Source organism: Paraburkholderia sp. D1E, from assembly GCF_052682275.1.
Map to the genome: position 1 here is coordinate 582489 of NZ_JBQYMB010000001.1, position 19571 is coordinate 602059.

The 19571-nt window shown below is 59.7% G+C and carries 16 protein-coding genes and 3 pseudogenes; 7 read left to right on the forward strand and 12 right to left on the reverse strand.

Features of this window, described 5'->3' with window-relative positions; all coding sequences use genetic code 11:
• Window positions 1-8 precede the first annotated feature (8 nt).
• The 9 genes and pseudogenes from glyA to ACUN0E_RS02810 all read right to left on the reverse strand — a co-directional run bounded on the left by glyA (window position 9) and on the right by ACUN0E_RS02810 (window position 8055).
• Window positions 9-1268 carry a serine hydroxymethyltransferase gene (glyA, locus tag ACUN0E_RS02770; RefSeq protein WP_445565559.1) on the reverse strand — a complete coding sequence of 420 codons (1260 nt, stop codon included), beginning with the start codon at window positions 1266-1268 and terminating at the stop codon, window positions 9-11.
• 69 nt (window positions 1269-1337) lie between these two features.
• Window positions 1338-2549 carry a M24 family metallopeptidase gene (locus ACUN0E_RS02775; RefSeq protein ID WP_445565560.1) on the reverse strand — a complete coding sequence of 404 codons (1212 nt, stop codon included), beginning with the start codon at window positions 2547-2549 and terminating at the stop codon, window positions 1338-1340.
• 226 nt (window positions 2550-2775) lie between these two features.
• Entirely contained in the window at window positions 2776-3786 is a 1011-nt protein-coding gene (locus ACUN0E_RS02780; protein ID WP_445565561.1) for a GlxA family transcriptional regulator, read from the reverse strand.
• A gap of 93 nt (window positions 3787-3879) precedes the next feature.
• The gene (locus tag ACUN0E_RS02785; protein WP_445565562.1) at window positions 3880-4602 is read right to left on the reverse strand and encodes an IS6 family transposase; all 723 of its coding nucleotides are present in this window, start codon (window positions 4600-4602) and stop codon (window positions 3880-3882) included.
• Window positions 4599-4877 carry a DUF1488 family protein gene (locus ACUN0E_RS02790; protein ID WP_445565563.1) on the reverse strand — a complete coding sequence of 93 codons (279 nt, stop codon included), beginning with the start codon at window positions 4875-4877 and terminating at the stop codon, window positions 4599-4601. Before ACUN0E_RS02790 ends, ACUN0E_RS02785 begins: the two co-directional genes overlap by 4 nt.
• 356 nt (window positions 4878-5233) lie before the next feature.
• Window positions 5234-5572 carry a type II toxin-antitoxin system RelE/ParE family toxin gene (locus tag ACUN0E_RS02795; RefSeq protein WP_445565564.1) on the reverse strand — a complete coding sequence of 113 codons (339 nt, stop codon included), beginning with the start codon at window positions 5570-5572 and terminating at the stop codon, window positions 5234-5236.
• Window positions 5572-5856 carry a type II toxin-antitoxin system Phd/YefM family antitoxin gene (locus ACUN0E_RS02800; protein WP_408242224.1) on the reverse strand — a complete coding sequence of 95 codons (285 nt, stop codon included), beginning with the start codon at window positions 5854-5856 and terminating at the stop codon, window positions 5572-5574. Before ACUN0E_RS02800 ends, ACUN0E_RS02795 begins: the two co-directional genes overlap by 1 nt.
• 228 nt (window positions 5857-6084) lie before the next feature.
• Window positions 6085-6264: pseudogene (locus ACUN0E_RS02805) on the reverse strand (ISKra4-like element ISBte2 family transposase); the annotation flags it as partial.
• A gap of 96 nt (window positions 6265-6360) precedes the next feature.
• Window positions 6361-8055, reverse strand: coding sequence for an SEL1-like repeat protein (locus ACUN0E_RS02810; protein ID WP_445565565.1), 1695 nt, complete (start codon window positions 8053-8055; stop codon window positions 6361-6363).
• A gap of 5 nt (window positions 8056-8060) precedes the next feature.
• Between ACUN0E_RS02810 and ACUN0E_RS02815 the strand changes: the two genes are divergently transcribed.
• The 7 genes and pseudogenes from ACUN0E_RS02815 to ACUN0E_RS02845 all read left to right on the forward strand — a co-directional run bounded on the left by ACUN0E_RS02815 (window position 8061) and on the right by ACUN0E_RS02845 (window position 13836).
• Window positions 8061-8321, forward strand: coding sequence for a hypothetical protein (locus tag ACUN0E_RS02815; protein ID WP_408341005.1), 261 nt, complete (start codon window positions 8061-8063; stop codon window positions 8319-8321).
• Window positions 8321-8867: pseudogene (locus ACUN0E_RS02820) on the forward strand (IS6 family transposase); the annotation flags it as partial. The gene ACUN0E_RS02815 and the pseudogene ACUN0E_RS02820, both read left to right, overlap by 1 nt.
• A 283-nt stretch (window positions 8868-9150) precedes the next feature.
• A complete protein-coding gene (locus ACUN0E_RS02825) occupies window positions 9151-10503 on the forward strand; it encodes a hypothetical protein (RefSeq protein WP_445565566.1) in 1353 nt (450 codons plus the stop codon).
• A gap of 462 nt (window positions 10504-10965) precedes the next feature.
• On the forward strand, window positions 10966-11457 hold the full coding sequence (locus tag ACUN0E_RS02830) for a DDE-type integrase/transposase/recombinase (RefSeq protein WP_445565567.1): 492 nt from the start codon (window positions 10966-10968) through the stop codon (window positions 11455-11457).
• 133 nt (window positions 11458-11590) lie between these two features.
• Window positions 11591-11758, forward strand: a pseudogene (locus ACUN0E_RS02835) (IS110 family transposase); the annotation flags it as partial.
• A gap of 313 nt (window positions 11759-12071) precedes the next feature.
• The gene (locus ACUN0E_RS02840) at window positions 12072-12857 is read left to right on the forward strand and encodes a hypothetical protein (protein WP_445565568.1); all 786 of its coding nucleotides are present in this window, start codon (window positions 12072-12074) and stop codon (window positions 12855-12857) included.
• Between the two features lie 127 nt (window positions 12858-12984).
• Complete coding sequence (locus ACUN0E_RS02845) at window positions 12985-13836, forward strand: PP2C family protein-serine/threonine phosphatase (RefSeq protein WP_445565569.1); 852 nt, start codon at window positions 12985-12987, stop codon at window positions 13834-13836.
• Window positions 13837-13921: 85 nt separating this feature from the next.
• Here the strand turns inward: ACUN0E_RS02845 and tagF are convergent, their stop codons facing one another.
• From tagF to ACUN0E_RS02860, 3 genes are read right to left on the reverse strand one after another with little or no spacing between them, the layout of a single operon-like run.
• Window positions 13922-14623 carry a type VI secretion system-associated protein TagF gene (gene tagF / locus ACUN0E_RS02850; protein WP_445565570.1) on the reverse strand — a complete coding sequence of 234 codons (702 nt, stop codon included), beginning with the start codon at window positions 14621-14623 and terminating at the stop codon, window positions 13922-13924.
• Entirely contained in the window at window positions 14605-18174 is a 3570-nt protein-coding gene (gene tssM, locus ACUN0E_RS02855) for a type VI secretion system membrane subunit TssM (protein ID WP_445565571.1), read from the reverse strand. The genes tagF and tssM overlap by 19 nt, the downstream gene beginning before the upstream one ends.
• 52 nt (window positions 18175-18226) lie before the next feature.
• Window positions 18227-19570: a DotU family type VI secretion system protein gene (locus ACUN0E_RS02860; RefSeq protein WP_445565572.1), complete on the reverse strand. Its 1344-nt coding sequence runs from the start codon at window positions 19568-19570 to the stop codon at window positions 18227-18229.
• Between the last annotated feature and the right edge of the window lies 1 nt (window position 19571).

Here is a 19571-nt window from a genome sequence, read left to right on the forward strand (position 1 = left end):
CTTTCTCGTTAAAGTCCAGCGTATACCGGCAGGCGCGCACACAACTTCGCCACCTGTTCGCGCACGCGCTCCTCGACCTGGGCATCGCCGAGGTTGTCCAGCACGTCGCAGATGAGCGCGGCGGTCAGCACGGCATCAGCCTCCCTGAATCCGCGTGTCGTGATGGCAGGTGTGCCGATGCGGATCCCGCTCGTCACGAACGGTGATTGCGGATCATTCGGCACCGCATTCTTGTTCACCGTAATATGCGCACGGCCCAAAGCCGCGTCCGCGTCCTTGCCAGTGATCCCCTTCGCGACCAGGTCGACAAGAAACAGGTGATCGTCCGTGCCGCCGGACACCACGTCGTAGCCGCGCTCAACGAATACCGAGACCATTGCGCGCGCATTTGCCAGCGTCTGTCTTTGATAGTCGACGAACTCCGCCCCAAGCGCTTCCTTGAACGCGACTGCCTTCGCCGCGATGACGTGCATCAGCGGGCCGCCCTGCGTACCTGGAAAGACCATCGAATTGAGCTTCTTTTCGATCTCGGCGTTGGCTTTGGCCAGAATCAGCCCACCACGTGGGCCACGTAACGTCTTGTGGGTGGTTGTCGTGACGATGTCGGCGAATACCAACGGGTTCGGATAGAGCCCTGCCGCAACGAGTCCGGCAACGTGCGCCATGTCGACGAACAGGTACGCACCGACGCGGTCCGCGATCTGCCGGAAGCGTGCAAAGTCCAGCACACGCGAGTAGGCCGAAAATCCTGCCACGATCATTTTGGGCTTGTGTTCGACGGCGAGGCGTTCGACTTCGTCGTAATCGATCAGACCGGTGTGCGTATCGACGCCATACTGAGCCGCGTTATATAGCTTGCCCGAAAACGACACCTTCGCACCGTGCGTGAGGTGGCCACCGTGCGCGAGGCTCATGCCGAGAATCGTGTCGCCAGGCGTCAGCAAAGCCAGGTAGACTGCGGCGTTGGCCTGCGAGCCACTATGCGGCTGGACGTTCGCATAGTCAGCGCCAAATAGCTGCTTCGCACGCGCAATCGCCAGTGACTCCACTACGTCGACATGTTCGCAGCCACCGTAGTAACGCTTGCCCGGATAGCCTTCGGCGTACTTGTTCGTGAGCACCGATCCTTGCGCTTCGAGCACCCGCGGGCTGGTGTAGTTTTCCGATGCGATCAGTTCGATGTGAGCTTCCTGACGCTGGCGCTCAAGGCGCATCGCGTCGGCCAGTTCCGGATCGAACCCGGCAATGGTTTGTTCCTTTGAAAACATTGAAACGTCTCCTGCAACATCCTGGGGTGCCTGCGGCCGTAGCCGCAGGGTGATTCGAATGAGACCGGGTCAGGCCTTGATGATGTTGTGCGCCGGGCCGTACTTGAATCCGGTGATGTTGGTGGCATCTCTCTCGCCCACCACCAGAATGTCGTGCTCGCGATAGCCGCCCGCGCCAGGCAAACCTTCGGGCAGCATGATCATCGGTTCCATCGAGATCACCATGTTCGGTTCGAGCACCGTGTCGATGTCTTCGCGCAGTTCGAGCCCCGCTTCGCGGCCGTAATAGTGCGACAGCACGCCGAACGAATGGCCGTAGCCGAACGTGCGGTACTGCAGCAGGTCGTACTCCGCGTAGATCCTGTTGAGCTCGTGCGCGATATCACTGCAGCGCGCGCCTGGTTTGATCAGTTTCAGCCCCGCTTCGTGGACTTCGACGTTGACCTTCCACAAACGAAGGTGCTCGTCGGAACAGTGATCGAAGAACATCGTGCGCTCGAGCGCCGTGTAGTAACCGGCGATCATCGAGAAGCAGTTCAGGCTCAGGATGTCGCCCTTCTGCACCTTGCGCGTGGTGACCGGATTGTGGGCGCCGTCGGTGTTGATGCCGGACTGAAACCACGTCCACGTATCCATCAGTTCGGAATCGGGGAAACGGCGGGCAATCTCGCGCACCATCGCCTGGGTCGAGGCCAGCGCCACCTCGTGCTCGGGTACGCCTTCGTGCACCGCTGCAGCGAGGGCCGCACCGCCCACATCACACACGTTCGCGCCATGCTTGATGACCTCGATTTCCTCGGCGGACTTGATCATGCGCATGCGCATCGTCTGCGCGCTGATATCGACGAATTCGACAGAGGGCAGCGCGGCTTTCAGCTTGGCCAGCACGTCGACGGGTACGTGGTCAAATTCAATGCCCACACGTCCCTTGTTCTCGATTTCCTGCTGCACTGCACGGAAAAAGTTGTCGCGCTGCCAGTCCGTGTAGACCACGTTGTAGTCACCGACCGTACGGCGCCACGGCTGTCCGCCATCGATGTTCGCCGAGATCGAGACCACCTTGTTCGCCGTCACGACAAGCCCGTACTTGCGACCGAACGAGCAGTACAGGAAGTCCGCGTAATAGTTGATGTTGTGATACGACGTAAACAGCACGGCATCGATATTCTCATTGGACATCAATGCGCGCAGCTTGCCTTGACGGTTCGCATACTCCGCATCCGAAAAGGTGTGCTTCACCTTCTCGCCGTTCTCGATCCTGATCAGGTTCTCCAGTTTCATGCGCTCGCTCCTTCGTGAAAAAGCTCCGTTGGTGTGAGCGAATGGTAGAAGTCTGGTGATTTCGAAAGTTTTCTAAAACGACACGACGGTCCTTAATTGCGACATCGAGGGTTTACCACCGTAAAGCCTCTTTGCTGGCGGATTGGCATCTCCAGCAGGCGAGCGCCTCCCCCACGCAGCAACCGTGTGTGGACTGGAGCAAGAAAAGGGTGGGGGAGATGCTGCCTTACAATGCGTTCTGATATCGCCGACGGTCTGCCATGGGCGAAATTTTGAATTGTGCTTTGTAACGCGTCGCGAAGTGCGTCATTGATGTGAAGCCTGTTCGTGAACAGACCTCTTCGAGCGGCTTGCCGGTTCGGTAAAGCAACTGGCGGGCACGTAGCAGGCGAATTTCAAGATACGCCTGAGCCGGCGTCTTACCTATCCGTTCGTGGAACCAGCGCTCAAGCTGCCGCTGTGAGACGCCCAGATACGAAGCTACCTCCGCCACAGAGAGCGCTTCCTCGACATTGCTCTCCATGATCTGCAAAGCCTCGTCGAGCTTAATATGTTCCGCGCCCATGTACTGGCGCAGCGATGTCCGCTGCTGTTGCTCATGACTGCGTCGTTCGGCAACAAGCAGTTCGAGCACGCGCGCGCCAAGCGAGCGGCTGCCCGGCGGCATGCCGAGCAGATGCACCATCAGGTCCAGCGGCGCGACGCCACCGCTACATGTGTAGCGATCCCGATCTACCTCGTAGAGTCGATTGGACACGATGAGCTTGGGGAACTGGCCCATCAGCACGTCCTGATCTTCCCAGTGGATCGTGCACCGGTAGCCGTTCAGCAGACCGGCACGGGCGAGAAAATAACTGCCGGTGTCGAGACCACCCAGAGCCGTACCGCCGCGCGCGTGCAGACGCAGCCAATCCAGCACTGCGCCGATCCCCTTGCGCGGAATCGGATTGGGGCCGACTACGAAGACGGCGTCAAACGAGCCGGGGTCCCGGATCGTTGTGTCGGGCAGTAAGCGGATCCCGTCGCTCGATTGAACACACTCGCCACCCGCGCTAACGAGTTGATAGTCGTAGACGCGGCGCCCGACAATCATGTTGGCGATCCGCAAGGGATCAACCGCGGCACCCAGTGCGATCAACGAGAAGTTGTCGAGCAGCAGAAATCCATATCTTCTGACGCCGAGGTCATGAAGTCCATTAGCGTGACGCTCTTCGAGCTTGAGAGGGTGAGTTGGCATAGACGGGTTCTGGTCAGCAACGACCCGGCTAGCCTGCGGGTTGTGTCGCAGTAAGACGGGAGGGGCGAGTAAATGCGATATCAGAAGGATACCTTATGAAAAGAGCGAGTAGAATTGCTGGGCAGCGGACAGCGGGATTTTACCCAAGCATTTCATCTGCCCTTTCTTGATCATGTGCATAGTCTCAATGCCAATGAGAATAACGCGCGCGCAGTCAAAGTCCTTGAACCCCAGCATCGGCCGAGTGATGCGTTTGATGGCCCGATGGTCCTGTTCGACCACGTTGTTCAAATACTTGACTTGACGAATCTTGATGGGCGTCTCGCGCTCGGCATTCACCGCATGAAGCGCGGCCAGATTGGAACCGCTCTTGTCGATGGTCACCGTCTCGGGCGAGCCGTTCTGACCGATTGCCTTTTCAAAAAACCGCCGGGCAGCAGCCTTGTCCCGCTTGGCTCTAAACAGAAAGTCGATGGTGTTGCCCGCCTTGTCCACGGCGCGATAAAGATATTTCCACGAGCCTTTGACCTTGATATAGCTTTCATCCATGCGCCAACTCTTGCCCACCGGGCGCTTGTGCTTGCGAAACGTCTTTTCGAACAACGGCACCAACTTGATGACCCAACGATGCACTGTTGAATGATCCACGCCAATGGCGCGCTCAGCCATCATCTCCTCAAGATTCCGAAGACTGAGCGAATAGGCCACATACCACCGCACGCACAACAACATCACGTCCAGCGGATAGTGAAGCCGCTTCAAAACCTTCGCGATGCCTGCAGCAAGGGCCGTTCGTGGTGTCGCGGTCTTCTTCATCGTGAGCCGAAGCAAAGTTTGTGCATCCCGAACTTTAACGCAGCATCGCTAGTGCGACAAAACCGCTTTCTTTGCGCGACCGCGACGATGCGGTTGCGACCGTTTTCAAACGTTTTGAGCGTGCGCGTCGCGTCGGCGCTACGCGGTAGCCAGAAATGCTCTTCGAGTGCGTCACGCGCAATTGCGCCTTCGACCTCGCGGCCGCGGATCGACAGCACGAAAACCACGGCGCGTCCGTTCGGCGAGACGGCGGGCGCGCGATCAAGAACTTCCATGACGTACCTCGACAATATCCTTCGCGGTCTTTGTATTTGTGCTGCGCCGCGCAGCAATAAATCTACCAGAAGTTGAAAGCAGCGCAATCGTCAATGCAGCAACGGTTCAGTTTCGCCGGGTATCCGTTATCGATAACCGCCAGGCGACGTACATGATCGTTATTTTTCAGACGGCCGTTGTGTTGTAGGCGGTTTTGTATGTTGAGGTGTACGCAAGTGATACAGACGGTTAGTTGCGTATTGAAAATCAACATTCTTCGTTATGGTGAGCTTTTTCGGGGGGACGCGTGTACCCTCATCTGGCGAGTGATCCCGGCACTACAGCGTGAAAACTCCCACCTGTAAGGCTGAATTTATCATTGAGAACGCAATAGTCGTTTCTGGAGAAGCGTTCGTAGATCGCGGCGCGTATCGGTGACGACGTGAATGTAAATCGTGTCGTCGCGCACCTCATAGATAACCCGATTCTGGCCGCTCAACGCTTCCCGGAAATTCAGACCACCGAAATCTGCAAGCTCAGCCGGGACATAACCGCTCTGTGGGAACTGCCTGATATTGCTAAACGTGACGGTCAAGTCCGCCGACGTCTGCTTCCACGTCTCGGCACCGAAGCTTTTGAGGATGTAGCGACGCAAATCTTTTGTATCCTCCTGCGCCTCGTCGAGAATCAGGAGCTTCAGCTTCGCCTGCCACATCAGCGGATTTTCTCCTTCCGATCAAGGTCGGCGAGCTCGGCAAGAAACTCACCAGCGTCCTTGAATTTTCCCTGCTCGATGTCCTTCTGGCCTAGGGCCAGGATCTTGAGCAACGCCAGCGTTTGCTGGGTGTCTTCGTAGCTCTGCACGTCCTGCACAACGAGCTTCGCCTCGCCATTCTGCGTAATGAGCAGCGGCTCGCCAGAAGCCGTTAAATCCTTGACGATCTGCGCTGCGTCGCTTTTCAGGTAGCTGATTGGCTTTACGTGGTCTGCCAGGCGCATGTCTGATCCTCCGTTTGTCGCGTCACTCAGACCGAATATAGACTGAATTCAGTTTTTTGCAAAGTCCTGAATCAGCCTTAACCGCTCGTGATCTGTCGTCGGAGGCTCGATTTACCCGCCCACAAAATATGCTGCAGTTCGCCGCCATTCATTGGCCGCCATGAATGCGCCGCCTATTCTGCATCGCCCGCCTCGCACGCCGCGGGCGAGGCAGCGCGCTGGTCGGGCCTCAGCCTGCGCTGCCACGAATATCGGCTGCGGCTTGTGCAGCACGTCTTTGCCTTCGGCCAGAGACAAGCCGATTTTCGACTGATCCAGCTTGCAATACTGGCGCTCAATCTCATTGATTTCAAAGGTCTCAGTTTCGTTCCAGTCTGTGGTGATCTCAACGCGAATCGTGATCTTCATTTCGATCTCCGGCTGACACGGCGCCCAAATTTTAGGCAGCGTGCGCCGAAACCCCAAGATTTTTAACGCTCCGCCACTCAAGCTGCTTTCTGATATTTAGCGAGCATCGACACCAGTTGCGCCGCCGCTTTGCGGCGACGGTGCCGACACATATCCCTCTGCGGTTGCCCTTTGATGCCATTCTCGTGCTTGTGCGGGGTCGCGCTCAATACCTAACCCGTCCTGGTATGCCTGCCCCATGTTGAACATCGCCTCGGCGTTACCATGTTCGGCGGACTTGCGAAACCAGGCGGTCGCCTGGCCGTAGTCCATCGCGACTCCTCGGCCGAACGCATAGCATTTCGCTACATAGAGCTCACCGCGCGCGTCGCCCAGCTTGGCCGCCTTCGCAAACCATTCAAACGCATCGACAGCGTCTTGCGCGACAGCGGACTTGTTCCAGTAGTAAACACCTAAGTCCAGCATAGCGGCTACGTTGTCTTGTTCGGCAGAACGTCGCAGCCACATAACGCCAGCGGCAGGATCACGCTCGACGCCACGGCCAGCCAGATACGCAATGCCAAGGTTGGTTTGTGCGTCAGCGTTGCCCTGCTCGGCGGACTTGTGCAGCCACGAAGCAGCCTGCAAGTCATCCTTTGCGACGCCACGACCGTCTTTATAGAACGCCGCAAGATAGACTTCGGCCTGAGCGTCGCCCTGCGCGGCCGCCTTGGCGAACCAGCGGAATGCTTCGGCGTCGTTTCGCATGACGCCTTGCCCACTCGCGTAACTTGAGCCGAGCCACACCATGCCATTGACATCGTCCTGATCAGCGGCCTTACGGAACCACTCTATCGCTGCGGTCAGGTCGGTCTCGATGCCAATACCCTTCGCGTAGCGGCTGCCCAACTGCCACTGCGAAAACGCATCGCCCTGGTTCGCCGCCGACTTCAGCCAGCCTGTAGCGAGCGTCTCGTCATGCGGTACACCCTGGCCACGGGCATACATGATCGCGAGATTTTTCTGAGCGCCAACGTTTCCGCTGAGCGCCGCCTCTGTGAACAGCTCAGTCGCTCGCCTGTCGTCATGAGCGACGCCCAGGCCTGTCATGTAGAGGTATCCGAGATTCACTTTCGCCTTCAGATCGCCACCTTGCGCCGACAACGCAAACCAGTGCGCCGCCACCTTCAAATCCGGCGGCACGCCGATGCCGCGTTGGAAACACACACCCACCTTGAACTGAGCCGGAGCATAGTCCTGCGCCGCGGCGGTCCGGTACCATTCGAGCGCCCGGTCGACGTCGCGAGGCAGACCGTACAACCCGTATTCATAAAACACCCCGACATTGTCCTGTGCAGGCGCATAGCCGCCCTCTGCGGACTTCGTCATCCATTGCACCGCCAGCGCGTCGTTCTGTGGCACGCCTAGTCCCTTCAGGTACGCGTAGCCGAGCCGATTCTGTGCAGCCGCGTAGCCCTGATCTGCGGCCTTCCGATACCACTGGACGGCGATGCCATCGTCGCGCACCACGCCCTGGCCGACGCTATACATCCGGCCCAGGATGTCCTCGGCTTCCGGCTGACCTTGTTCGGCCGACAGTCGAATGGCGCGCACGCGAGCGTCGCTGGCGTCAAGTTGACGAATATTTTTTGCCTCGCTTGCGTCGTCGCGAGCAAACTCTCCTATCTCGACAGATGGCGCCAGCGCGGGCGCCATTATCTGGGATGCGGCCAACGAGCTGCTGGCAAGCAGCGCAAGCCCAACAGCAATGAATCCGCTCATCCGTCGTGGGCACAGCATAAATAGGTTCATCGGGGATGCCTCGCGTCTATTTTTCTCGTAGTTCTGATGGCGCTTTTATCGAACAGCCAGATGCACAGGTCCACATTGGCGTGTTTTACTTTACTGCTGATTTTAACAACACTCACGATTCCTTGAGCGAGTGCCAGGATATTGAGGAGATACATGCGACAAAGCTTTGCGGACAGATAGTTTTGCTACCGGTGTTGATTGAGGTTCTGTCGCAAAAAGGCGATCCGCTACGATGTGGAGAACAACATGAATGGCTGATCGGTTGATAACGAAGTTGAATCCGGCGATGGCCCGAGTGCTCAAGCGCCTGCATTATCGCTCGACGTGATCCTGATGTGCGTACCGCTGGTACGTAGCCTATCCGCTGCGCCTGCATCACATCGAAGAGAGGGTCGCTGAGTGAGGCATTTGCGCTGATCATTCGACCGTGCATCGCTGGACGCTCAAGCTATTGCCGGTGCTGGAGAAGGCGTTGCGCCGCCACAAGAGCCAGAGCTGGCGAATGGACAAGACGTACTCGCGTCAAGGACGAATGGCGGTATCTTTACCGGGCCGTCGACAAGGACGGCAACAAGATTGACTTTCTGCTACGTGCCCATCCGGACAAGACTGCTCGGCGTTACTTTGAGAAATCGATCGCCCTTAATGGCGCACCCGAGACGGTGACCATCGACAAAAGCGGCGCCAATCCCGCCGCACCCGAAGTCATCAGTGATGATCGTGAATCGCCCATCCAGATCCGCCAGTCCAAATATCCAAACAATCTTGTCGAGCAGGACCATCGCGCGACCAAGCGACGCACGCGACCCATGCGTCCGTCCCTGATCAATTCTACAAACTGACAACATAAATAGTACTTCGCATGCCGAGCAACTTTCCTCCGCGAGCCGTACTGCGACAGAACCTGTTGAGTTGACGCGCAAGCTGGCAGCTTCTCGCTCGCTTTCGCCATTGGCACCACAACCGGCTGGAGCAACACCGTCGGCGTTTGGGTCACCAGAACGACTCGTTGGCTGACGACAAGCCCGCCGTGAGTACCCCCTCGCTTATAATCCCCTCATTGATAGTGATTTCACCGGCGGAGAGCCCCACTCTATGAGTCAGCCACATGGGCGATATGCGGGATCTCGAGACAAGGGCCCGCGCCAATCGCGCCAGCCATCGACTTCTCATCGACAGAACAAGCCATACGTCAAAACGCCACCTGTCCGGGATCCAGCGCAGACGGCGTCCATTTTCAAAACGCGTTCGTTTAAATGGCTGGTCGATGCGGTGGGCGCAGAGAATATTGCACTGGGACTCGATTCCAACCTGACGCGCGTGGCCGAATTAATAAACGGCGAGAGATTCACACCCGAGACGGCCTTCCACATTGAAACAACGCTTGGGCTACCCGACGGGTTTTTCGATCAACCTAACCCCGCCCTCACATCCGAGACCATCAGTCGTTTGAAGGCGCCGCTTGACTTTATTCGCGCTAACGCTGAACCGGAATCGGCGGACGGGCAGGCATCGGAACCTGCTCCTGCAATGCCAGCGAACCGCCGCCCTACCCCCACTGACCGTTTGCCCAGGGAACTAGAAATGTCAAAGAGAACCGATGGTGGCTCGCCACGGCCCGTCGCAAAGAGCAAGCCCACAGCGACAAGGACTGCCACGGTTACTTCGTCGAAACCGGCATCAGCGAAAACAAAAGCGTCCGTGAAGTCGGGGGGCCAGCAATCCTTGCCGTTGAACGACGTGGCCGCTCTGCAAAACATTCGTCGCGCCAACCTGCACGTACTCACCTCCCGTAAGGGATCGAAGGTGCAACTCAGCGCGGTAATGAGTATCAGCGCCTCCAACCTGGACAATCGTCTGTATGGGCAGAAGCGCATGGACGACGCCGAAGCCAGCCGTTTCACTGAACGCCTCGGGTTGCCAACTGCCTGGCTGGACATTCCGCGTTCAGTCACGGACATTCCTGAGTCGGTGTCGGCTCTGCTTGATCCACAGTCCGGTCGACCTGCATCTGATCAACAGGAGCTATCAGCTGCGATAAGGCCGGAAACGGCGGTGGCAAGAAAGTCCGCGGGTAGGAAGGCGAAAACCGCGAGCGGTCGACTCGCCAAACAATCCGCGACGGATCACACCAGCGATGCCGCCGTGACGAAGGCAGTCGCGACGCAACTCGATCCAGTACTCCCGCCTGCCTCCGATCTGGCGATCCGGCAAACTGTTGACAACGATGTCACACCGTCCGCCTCTCACCAGCAGACTGTGCCGGCCTCCGTCACAGAGATCATTGCGGAGCCGCGCCGTTCTGCTATCGTGACGAGCCTGGACGATCTGATAGGCATTGAACCAATAGCAGAAGCCCTGATCAAGACGCTCGCAGGGAAAGCACGGACTGGGCGGCTGGATGAGATGAAAGCGCTGGAACTGTTGCGACAGATCGTGTCGCTCTGACCTGAATCGACAGTACAGCAGAATTCCGAGGCGGCGGGGCTGCCCGCGGAACGGCGCACCCTTTCAGCAGACCCCACTTACCCCGGTCGTTGAGAAGAGAAGCCTGCCTCTTCTCATCGCAGCCTTGATAGCTTGTGCGGGCTGGAGCCGAGCTCTGGAAGCTGCAGGCAACTCGCGCGGGCATTGTCAGGTTGTTGGGTCGGTCACGTAAGATGGCGCGATGAAGAAATCGAAATCGCTTTATTACGGTCACCGTTTCCCGGCTAGTGTCATCAGCTGTGCTGTTCGATGGTATTTCCGCTTCCAGTTGAGCCTGCGCGACATCGAGGAACTGCTCTTCGAGCTCGGCGTGATTGTGACGTACGAGACAGTCCGATGCTGGTGCGACAAGTTTGGTAAGGGCTCTGCGCATCGATTGAAAGCGATGCGTCGCAAGCCCGGTAGTACGGGCACCTCGACGAGATGTTCGTCACACTGCTTGGCGAACCGTACCTGCAGTGGCGTGCGGTGGACGAGCATGGCGCCGACTCGACATCCTGCTTCAAAAGCGGCGCGACAAAGCCGCTGCCAAACGCTTCTTCAAGCGTGTGCTACGTTCGAGATTCGTTGCCCAGCAAGATCGTCACCGATCAGTTGCGCAGCTATCCGGCGGCAAAAGCCGAGATCCCCGAACTTGCGAACGTGAAGCACGTGTTCGTCAAAGCTGCGGCCCGACTGAACAACCGCGTAGAGAGCAGTCATCAACCGACGCGAGAACACGAGCGTCGCATACGAGGCTTTCGCGACCCAAAACGCACACAGAAATTTCTCTCGTGCTTTGGGCCGATCCGGCAACATTTTGCGCTCAAGCGGCATCTGCTGTGCGCGTCACTCTATCGCAAACAACTCGCGGCGCGATTCGTTGCGTGGTGCGACATCACCGAAGTCGCCCAAAATCCGTCCCACGTCTTCTGAGGACGCTCTTTCCCGCCGTCCTTTCTCCTCAGCCTCGACAAGTTAATGGGATGGACGCCCCCACCCGAGACGGCATTGATGTGCCAAAGTGGATGTGTCGAAGCAACCACGTGAACCGAGGGGAGCGCCCATCATGAAGATTACGACAATTGGCATCGATCTGGCTAAATCTGTATTCGCTGTGCACGGCGTGAATGAACATGGCAGAGCGGTGCTGAAAAAGGCGCTCAAGCGGGATCAGATGGCAGTGTTCTTCGCTAATCTGCCAGCCTGCCTGATTGGAATGGAGGCCTGCGCCGCCACGCTCCGCCCTTCGTTGTGGTTAAAGGCCTCTTCGGAATACTCCCATTCGGAGTGGGAGTATCCAGTCTTGTCACCGCACTCATAAATGGCCTGGCCTGTTGTGTCGTATTGAACCTCGGCGCCCATCTCCCGCTCCTCCCGGGCCACCGCCACAGTCCTGTTCATCCGGGCGGGAACGTTGCGGGAACGCTTACGTGCCACATTGACGCGACGCTCAGGTCTATCGAGTCTTTTCCAAAACCATGGGCAATCGGGGCGGGATACGGCCGTTCGAATAGCAAATGCAGGTTTTAGAATAGGGGAATCAGCGGATGCCGAGCGTCGCGATTGGAATATTGAAGGTCGACAAGCGCAATTTTGGCCCCGATGCGAAGGATCGGGCTAGTGAGTTCAGCTTGGCGGCACAGCAAAGCGATGCTTTGCTCAAGAAAGAAAACGCCGATATTCGTGTCCTCATCGCCCCCGAATATTACTGGTCCGGTTACTGTGTGATCGGAGAGAAAGTTAAACAACTTGGCCCCAAGCCGTTGGAGCGGGCTGATAAGCACAGCATCTACAAAAAGCTGGAGAAGATATCGAAAGAAGCCGGTTCACTGGTGATCGTTGCTGGCTCGATCTTCTACCAGAAACCTGGTGGGAAAAAGGTCACTGCCTACAATGTATGCCCCGTCCTGCAGAATGGAAAATTTCTCATCAAATCCTACAAGGAGATGGACGACGGCTCCGCCGGCAAGAACTCGCCCACGTTCATACATACCTCAAAGACGAGCGCACCATATTTCAAGGTTGTCGAAGTTGGGTTCGGCATAGAAGTCTGCGGCGACCATGCCGAAGAACGCCTCATCAATTGGAATGCGACCGCTGGGAAGACCATCGATATCCAAATCCTCATTTCGGATTCCATGCTCCCACTCCAGCATTCGGTCGCCGCCCGCCCCGGCGGCTATCTTGTGCAATGCGATATTGGCGGCACGGAGATGGGTGCCGCCGTCTATCCGGTTGGGCCTGTATACAACAAGACCACCCGCGTTGGCGGAACCGTCAATCTCCCTCAGGTCAATGGTGCCACTACGCACTGTTTCAACCTGACCATCTAAACAGCCTCAAAATGACGAGATTTCTGGAAACCTCCAATGGCTGGTTTATCAAGGTCGATGCGACCATTAATGGCTTGAAACACGCTGTTTTCTCTCCCCCGGCCTGCGTTGACTCGACAGGACACACTTGAAACCCACTTCGCCCAACCAGACCTATCGGCTCGCTACCGGTTACGCATTCGGCCTATCCGATATCGGGCTCGTACGTCGTAACAACGAAGACAATTTTCTGGTTGACGACGTACTCGGTCTTGTCATCGTGTGCGATGGCATGGGCGGTCACGATGCCGGTGAAGTCGCGAGCACCGAGGCGCTTGCGCTGTTCCATCAGTTCATCGCGGAACTCGATCCGCACGCGTTTCATACTGAACAGCGCGACGATCCCGATGCCACGTTGCCGGGTCGATATGCCGCGCAATCGGACGGCACCACGCCGCAAGGCACGCATCCGGCCGTCACCGTTGCGATGCGAGCAGTCGAGCACGTCAACGACCGTTTGTACGCCATGAATCGCGATGACATGCGTCCCGACGGCCGCGGCATGGGCACGACGATGACAGGCCTCTGGCGCCAGCCTCACTCGGCGACCATGGTCGTGTTCCATGTTGGCGACAGCCGCCTCTATCGCTGGCGCGATAGCCGGTTGCTCCAGATCACAAGCGATCAGACGTTCTATCAACGGGCGCTCGATACGGGTATCACTGTCAATCTGCCGGGGCGCAACGAGCTGCTGCAGGCGATCGGGCCGTCGCCAATTGTCGAGCCTGAGGTGCACCGGCTCACGCCGAGGCCGGGTGATCTTTATCTGTTGTGTTCGGACGGTCTGCACGGCATGCTGAACGACCAGCAGATCGCAGACGTGCTGCGCAACGCTACATCCGACGCGTTGGCAACGTGTAGCCGCCAACTTGTCGAGCTCGCCAAACAGCACGGCGGCAAAGACAACGTCACGGTGATACTGGTGTGGTTCGACTCATAACGCCGAATCCCGGTTGTCAGAAGGTGGTCGCTATGGCCTCGCAAAACCGGCGTTTTTAGCGCGCGGTGTCGCCGCAAAAATAAGTCTACTCAGACTCTTTCCACCCACCGCCGACGAGCGCGCAAAATTGCTGCTCGGCAGGCAGGCCGTTGCACGCAACCAGCACGGCTTCAGCTGCCGTGCTGCCTTCGCTCCACCAGAAACTGCGCCCAATCGCGCATTCGGACGCCCAACTCATCATCAGCTTGTGCGTGCCGTTCATGAGTTCATCGCGCGAAAAGGATGCCAGCGGAAGAAACAATGCTGCCTCGGCTTCACTCACCACAGGCAGGGTGGGCGCGATCAACTGCGCGAGTGTTGCATCGAACGCGTCGATCTGAAAGCGCTCGTCGAGCGTCGACCGTGCCAGCAGGTCCAGGCGGTCGTACCACCCACAGCTCGCGCCCATCCACTCGACGAGATCAACGCCCGCGCCACAACTCGCCGCTATAGTCAGCGGGAAATATCGCCCGACGCGATCGATACCTGGCATCATCACGCCCGCCCAGGTACGCTCGCCACACACCCCTCGCCCAAGCGCGAAGCGCCACACCGGGCTCGTCAGATACGCGCCGAGCCAGTCGGCACCTAGACGCTGCCGGCTCGCGTGCAACCCGCGCTGCAGCCAGTCGTCCCAAGGATCGAGAAAGGATGCGGGCAAACGTCTCGACAGAAAATCCCCATGCGTAATAGCCTTACCGAAAAAGCCCGGCGTATCGAACACCGCGCTCATAGCTTCGCGGGACAACTGAATTTGTTGAGCGCGTCGAGATTGAACGGATTCACCACGCTACTCGCACGCAACTCCAGCGTGACCTTGCGGCCGTCGAGGTCCAGCGTGAGATTATAGCGGTCGCGCTGCGCAGTCGGCTCCAGCACGCCCTTGTCGATCATCCTGAACCACGCCCACGGGCCATCGGTGGAATAACCGCTGCTGCCGGCCGCCCCCGGCGGCGCATAGTCGACCCGCACCGAACTCGACACTTTCCCGTTCGGCCATTGGAACGCAGTCGAACGCGTGGGACCGTGCCCATAGGTGAGCGTCTGTCCATCGATGTCGAGCGCGAACTGCGTCACGGCGGCGTCCATCGTGACGGGTTTCAATTCGAAGCGGGCCGATGCCATCTTGCCGCCGCCCGAAAAGAACGCGTCGCGGATCTGCCCGGCTCGCTGGAACTGTGTGAGCACATCCTCGGGAATACCAAGCGATACGTTGCCGAAGGGCCGCCAGCTCCAGCGGGTCTTCGACATATCGACGTAAGGCATCAGGTTGTGCTGGAAGAAGTCGTCGATCAGGCCGCCGGGCGCGAACACGCGGCCGAAGTCTTCCTGCGTCACCGCGTTGCTGGCGTTACGGACGAGCGGGTAGCGGCCATCAATCGCCCGGTGGCAAAACGACGCGACACTCGCCACCCACAGCGAACTCAGGCGCCCACGCTCGCTGCCGAGCGTCAGCGACGATCCCGCGTCCGCCACAGCCGTGAGCATCGCAGCAAGTGGCGCAGGCTTGCCTTCGGCGCCCTGCTTCAGCTTCATCAACGCATCCGAAGCGGGCGCAGGCGCGCCCTGGCGCTTCGCGGTATTGGCAGCATCGAGATAGACGAACACCTCGTTGAGCGAGGCAAGCTGCGAATCGAGCGGCGATGCGCCGCCTGCGCCCGCCGCCGCGAGTTGGTGCAACGAATCGAAATGCAGATCGACGGGATTCTGCAGCGCAACCGCGGGCGCGGGCGCCGCATCGTCGGACGAGGCGAGCGCGCTCTCCAGCTTCTTCTTGACGCTGTCAAGCTTGCCCTTGGCCGTATCGATCAAGGTGCTTTGTTTGACGTCGCCGAGCGTGGTTTCCTTCGTGGCCACGCTCAGCAACTTCTTCAGAGGCGAGGTGGGCTGTGCGAGCACGTTCACCACGCGCGCAGCCTGATCGAGGTCGTGAAGCGGGACGATACCGACATCGGACAGGAATGCGTCCCAGTGTCTGATGTAGTCGTCATAGTAGAGCTCGAGCACCTGCGCGTTCAGTTGCTCGATCGCCGCGGGGTCAGTGACCGCCTCGTCCTTGCCCAATATCCAGTTATCCTTGACGACGTCGGCCACCGCCAGATCGCGGCGTGCGAGGAATTGCCGGTAGCCGTCACGCGTATAGAGGCCAGGTACGCCGCGCGTCATCGGCTCGCCGCTCTTGCGCACGAATACGAGTGCCGCGTCGCGTCCCGCCGCGCTGGCCAGCGACACCTCCGGCAAACTCGTATGCTGCAGATTGCGAGCCAGCGACGCATAGACCCGCTGTTGCAGCGGAATCTTCGCCAGTGCCTGGCGGGCCGACGCGACCAGGTCCGCATCCAGCGTGACCGGGCCGTCGTCCTGCAGATGTTCGAGCAGCGCGGTCATATGCGCCGCCAAATCCTTGCGCTGATCGTCGGTAACATGCCCGGCGAGGTTGCGGTCCCAATCGTAATCCGTCCACGCGCCAACCGATTCGGCGTCGAAATGGCCCGGGTCGCCCAGCATCAGATAGACCCGCAGCGTCTCGTACAGATATTGCGGGTTGTTCGCTTCACCTCGCCGCAACTGCTCTTCCAGACGGCCGACCACTCTCGGCAACAGGGTCTGACGCAAAAGACGCTGATACAGGACCTGCGCAGCGGAGCCGAGTTTGTCGCCCTGATACAGACCCAGCGTCATCAGAAACGGTGCGCCGCCGTTGCGATTCGCGTAGCCGCCGGGAATGTCGCGCGCGGCGTCGAGCAGTGGCAACACACTCAGCACGCCCGCACCCGGCACGAGGTTGCGCGCCTGCGCGTCGATCGCGTCGACCTGTGACGCAACCTCGCGGACGTAGGCCTTGTTGCGCACGTAACTGGTCACGAGTCCCGCCGTCACCAGCACGATCAGAACCGCAGCCAGCACCCAGGCGCCGCGCTGCAGCCAAGCACGGCGGCGCTCGACACGCAGGTCCGCGCCGGCCAGGCCCGATTCCTGGAACAGCACGTCGCGCAGAAGCCGCGTAATGAAATAGCTGCGGCCGCTCGCCGTATTCGCCACCAGCACCTGGCGATCGATGCCAAAGTTCGCCGCCAGTGCGCCCATCACACGGTCGATCGGGCTGCCCTCCTGGGTACCGCTGGTGAAATACACACCGCGCAGCAGCGCGTTTTCCTCATAACGGCTCGACTGGAACACGTCGCCGAGGAAGCTGCCCAGCAGGTCGCGCAATGACGCGAGCTGCTGCGGAAAGCCATAAATCAGCGCGCGCCGCCGAACGTCCCGCTCCTGTTGCAGGCGGTCGAGCACACGCGCCTGCAGGCGCGCTTCCAACGCGTCGAATTCGGCCGGAAAGGCGGCAAGCAACTGGTCGACGTTCGCCGCGTCGGCGACTGGAAACGTCATGCCCCAGACACTCGTGCGCTCCTCGCGCCCGAGGTCGTCGAAGAACTCCACGAAGCCCGCCATCAGATCGCATTTCGTGACCAGCACGTAGATCGGAAAGCGGATGCCGAGGCGTTCATGCAATTCCTTGATCCGCTCGCGGATCGCCTGCGCCTGCGTCTTGCGATCAGCTTCGGATTGCCGCAACAGATCGGCGACCGAAACCGCGACGATCACGCCGTTGATCGGCCGGCGCCGACGGTATTTCTTCAGCAGTTGCAGGAAGCCCGTCCATGCCGCCTTATCGGCTTCGAAATCGCTGTCCTGCGTCGTGTAGCGGCCGGCTGTGTCGAGCAGCACGGCTTCGTCGGTGAACCACCAGTCGCAGTTGCGCGTGCCGCCGATCCCGCGAATCGCCTCCTTGCCGAGCTTATCGGCCAGCGGAAATTTCAGGCCCGAGTGGACCAGCGCCGTGGTCTTGCCCGTGCCCGGCGCGCCGACGAACATGTACCACGGTGTCTGATAGAGATACTGACCGCCAAAGCGCCGGCCACCGCGCGCCTGACGCAGAATGGCCAGCGCTTCCTGGAAGCGCTGGTTGAGTGCCGAGACTTCTGCGGCCGAGCGCGTGTCGCCCGCAGACGGTGCGGACGACGCCGATGCCGATGCTGGATCGGCGGCCGGTTGCGCCGCCACGCTCTGCATCAGCTTCAAACTGGCGATGCGCCCGATCAGCCATTTACCGACGAAGAACCCGGCCCACAGAATAAAAATAATCGCTATCAACGTGACACGGCTCGACACCGATTCCAGCGGCGCGTTGCCGTTGAACGCAAAGAGCGGCCCGTCGACCCAGACGATCAACGCGAGCGCGAGTGCGCCGAAGAACGCCAGCACCCCGGCACGGAAGAACCAGCTAAAGAGACGTTTCATGACAGGTGACCTGGCAAAAGACAAAACGGGAACACAGCGGTAACCGCGGTGGTCATGGCGTACCCGAGGTGAAGACGGTCACATCCACCCGCCGGTTGCGCGCGCGGTTCGCCGCGCTGTCGTTGGGCACGAGGGGCTCAGTGTCACCGCGCCCCTCGGCTGCGAAACGCCCGGGCATGCCGGTGCGTGCGGCCAACACCTGCCTGACGGCTTCGGCGCGGGCTTGCGACAAGTGCCAGTTCGACGGGAAACGCGCCGACACGATGCGCTGGTCGTCCGTGTGCCCGGCTACCACGACGCGGCCCTGCACAGTCTTGAGCGCGTCGCCGATCCGATCGAGCAGCGGATAGAAGCTGCTCGACACATCCGCGCTGCCGGAACCGAACATGCCGTCGCCATGCAGCGTGACCGTCGATTTTCCGAGCGTCTCGACCACACTGACCAGCCCCTGGCTGACCTCAGGCGCAAGAAAAGTAGCGAGGCGCGGCTTCACGGGCTCGAGCGCGACCGCGGCCTTAGGCGTGGCGGCTGGTTCGGCCACCGCCGTCTTCACGCCGTGCAGTGCGGCGAATACCGGATCGGACGCCCGATTCAGGCTGATCGAGAACGCCAGTTGCAGCGCCATCAGGATCACGCCTGTGAGCGCGGCGAGCACCCACATCGGCAGCATTCGCATCAGCGGATTACGCTTGTCGACGACGCCTTGCCAATGCGGCGACAGATCGCGTTCGAGTGGGCCGCGCCGCTCACGGATCATCGCCAGCAGCCGCTCGCGCAACACGTCGAGTTGCGCGCGGCCGCCTTCGATCAGGCGGTAGCGCCCTTCCATGCCGAGCGCGAGACACACGTACATCAGTTCGAGCACCTCGAGGTTGGTGCGCGGGTCCTGCGCGAGCCGCTGCAGGATCATGAAAAATTTCTCGCCGCCCGACGCCTCGTTGTGAAACAGAATCAGCAGGCTGCGCCCCGACCACGCACCGCCGCCCCCCCACGGCGTGCTCGACACGGTTTCGTCGAGAAAGGTACACAACGCGTAGCGCGCCGCCGACAACGTTTCGACGCTCAGGTTCGCCGCGCGGGCCTTGTTCTCGAACTGGCGCACGCCGTCGACGAGGCAGCCGCGCAAGTCTTCGAGATCGGAATGCGTCGACATACGGCGCAGCGGCACGATCAGATCGAGTAGCGGGTTGGCCGCGCGCAGCAGCGGATTGAGGCCACTCGTCGAGATGAGGCCGGACGTGGGCGTGTCGGCTTGCGTGGGTGACTGAACTGGCGACGGGGTGGGCGCCGGTATTTCACCTGACGCAGCGGATGCGCCAGGCGCTGCACCCTTGCCGCCCGGACGCGGTACCAGGAAAGTCGCGTCCTGATCCGCAGCGATGTCGTCTCGACTCATG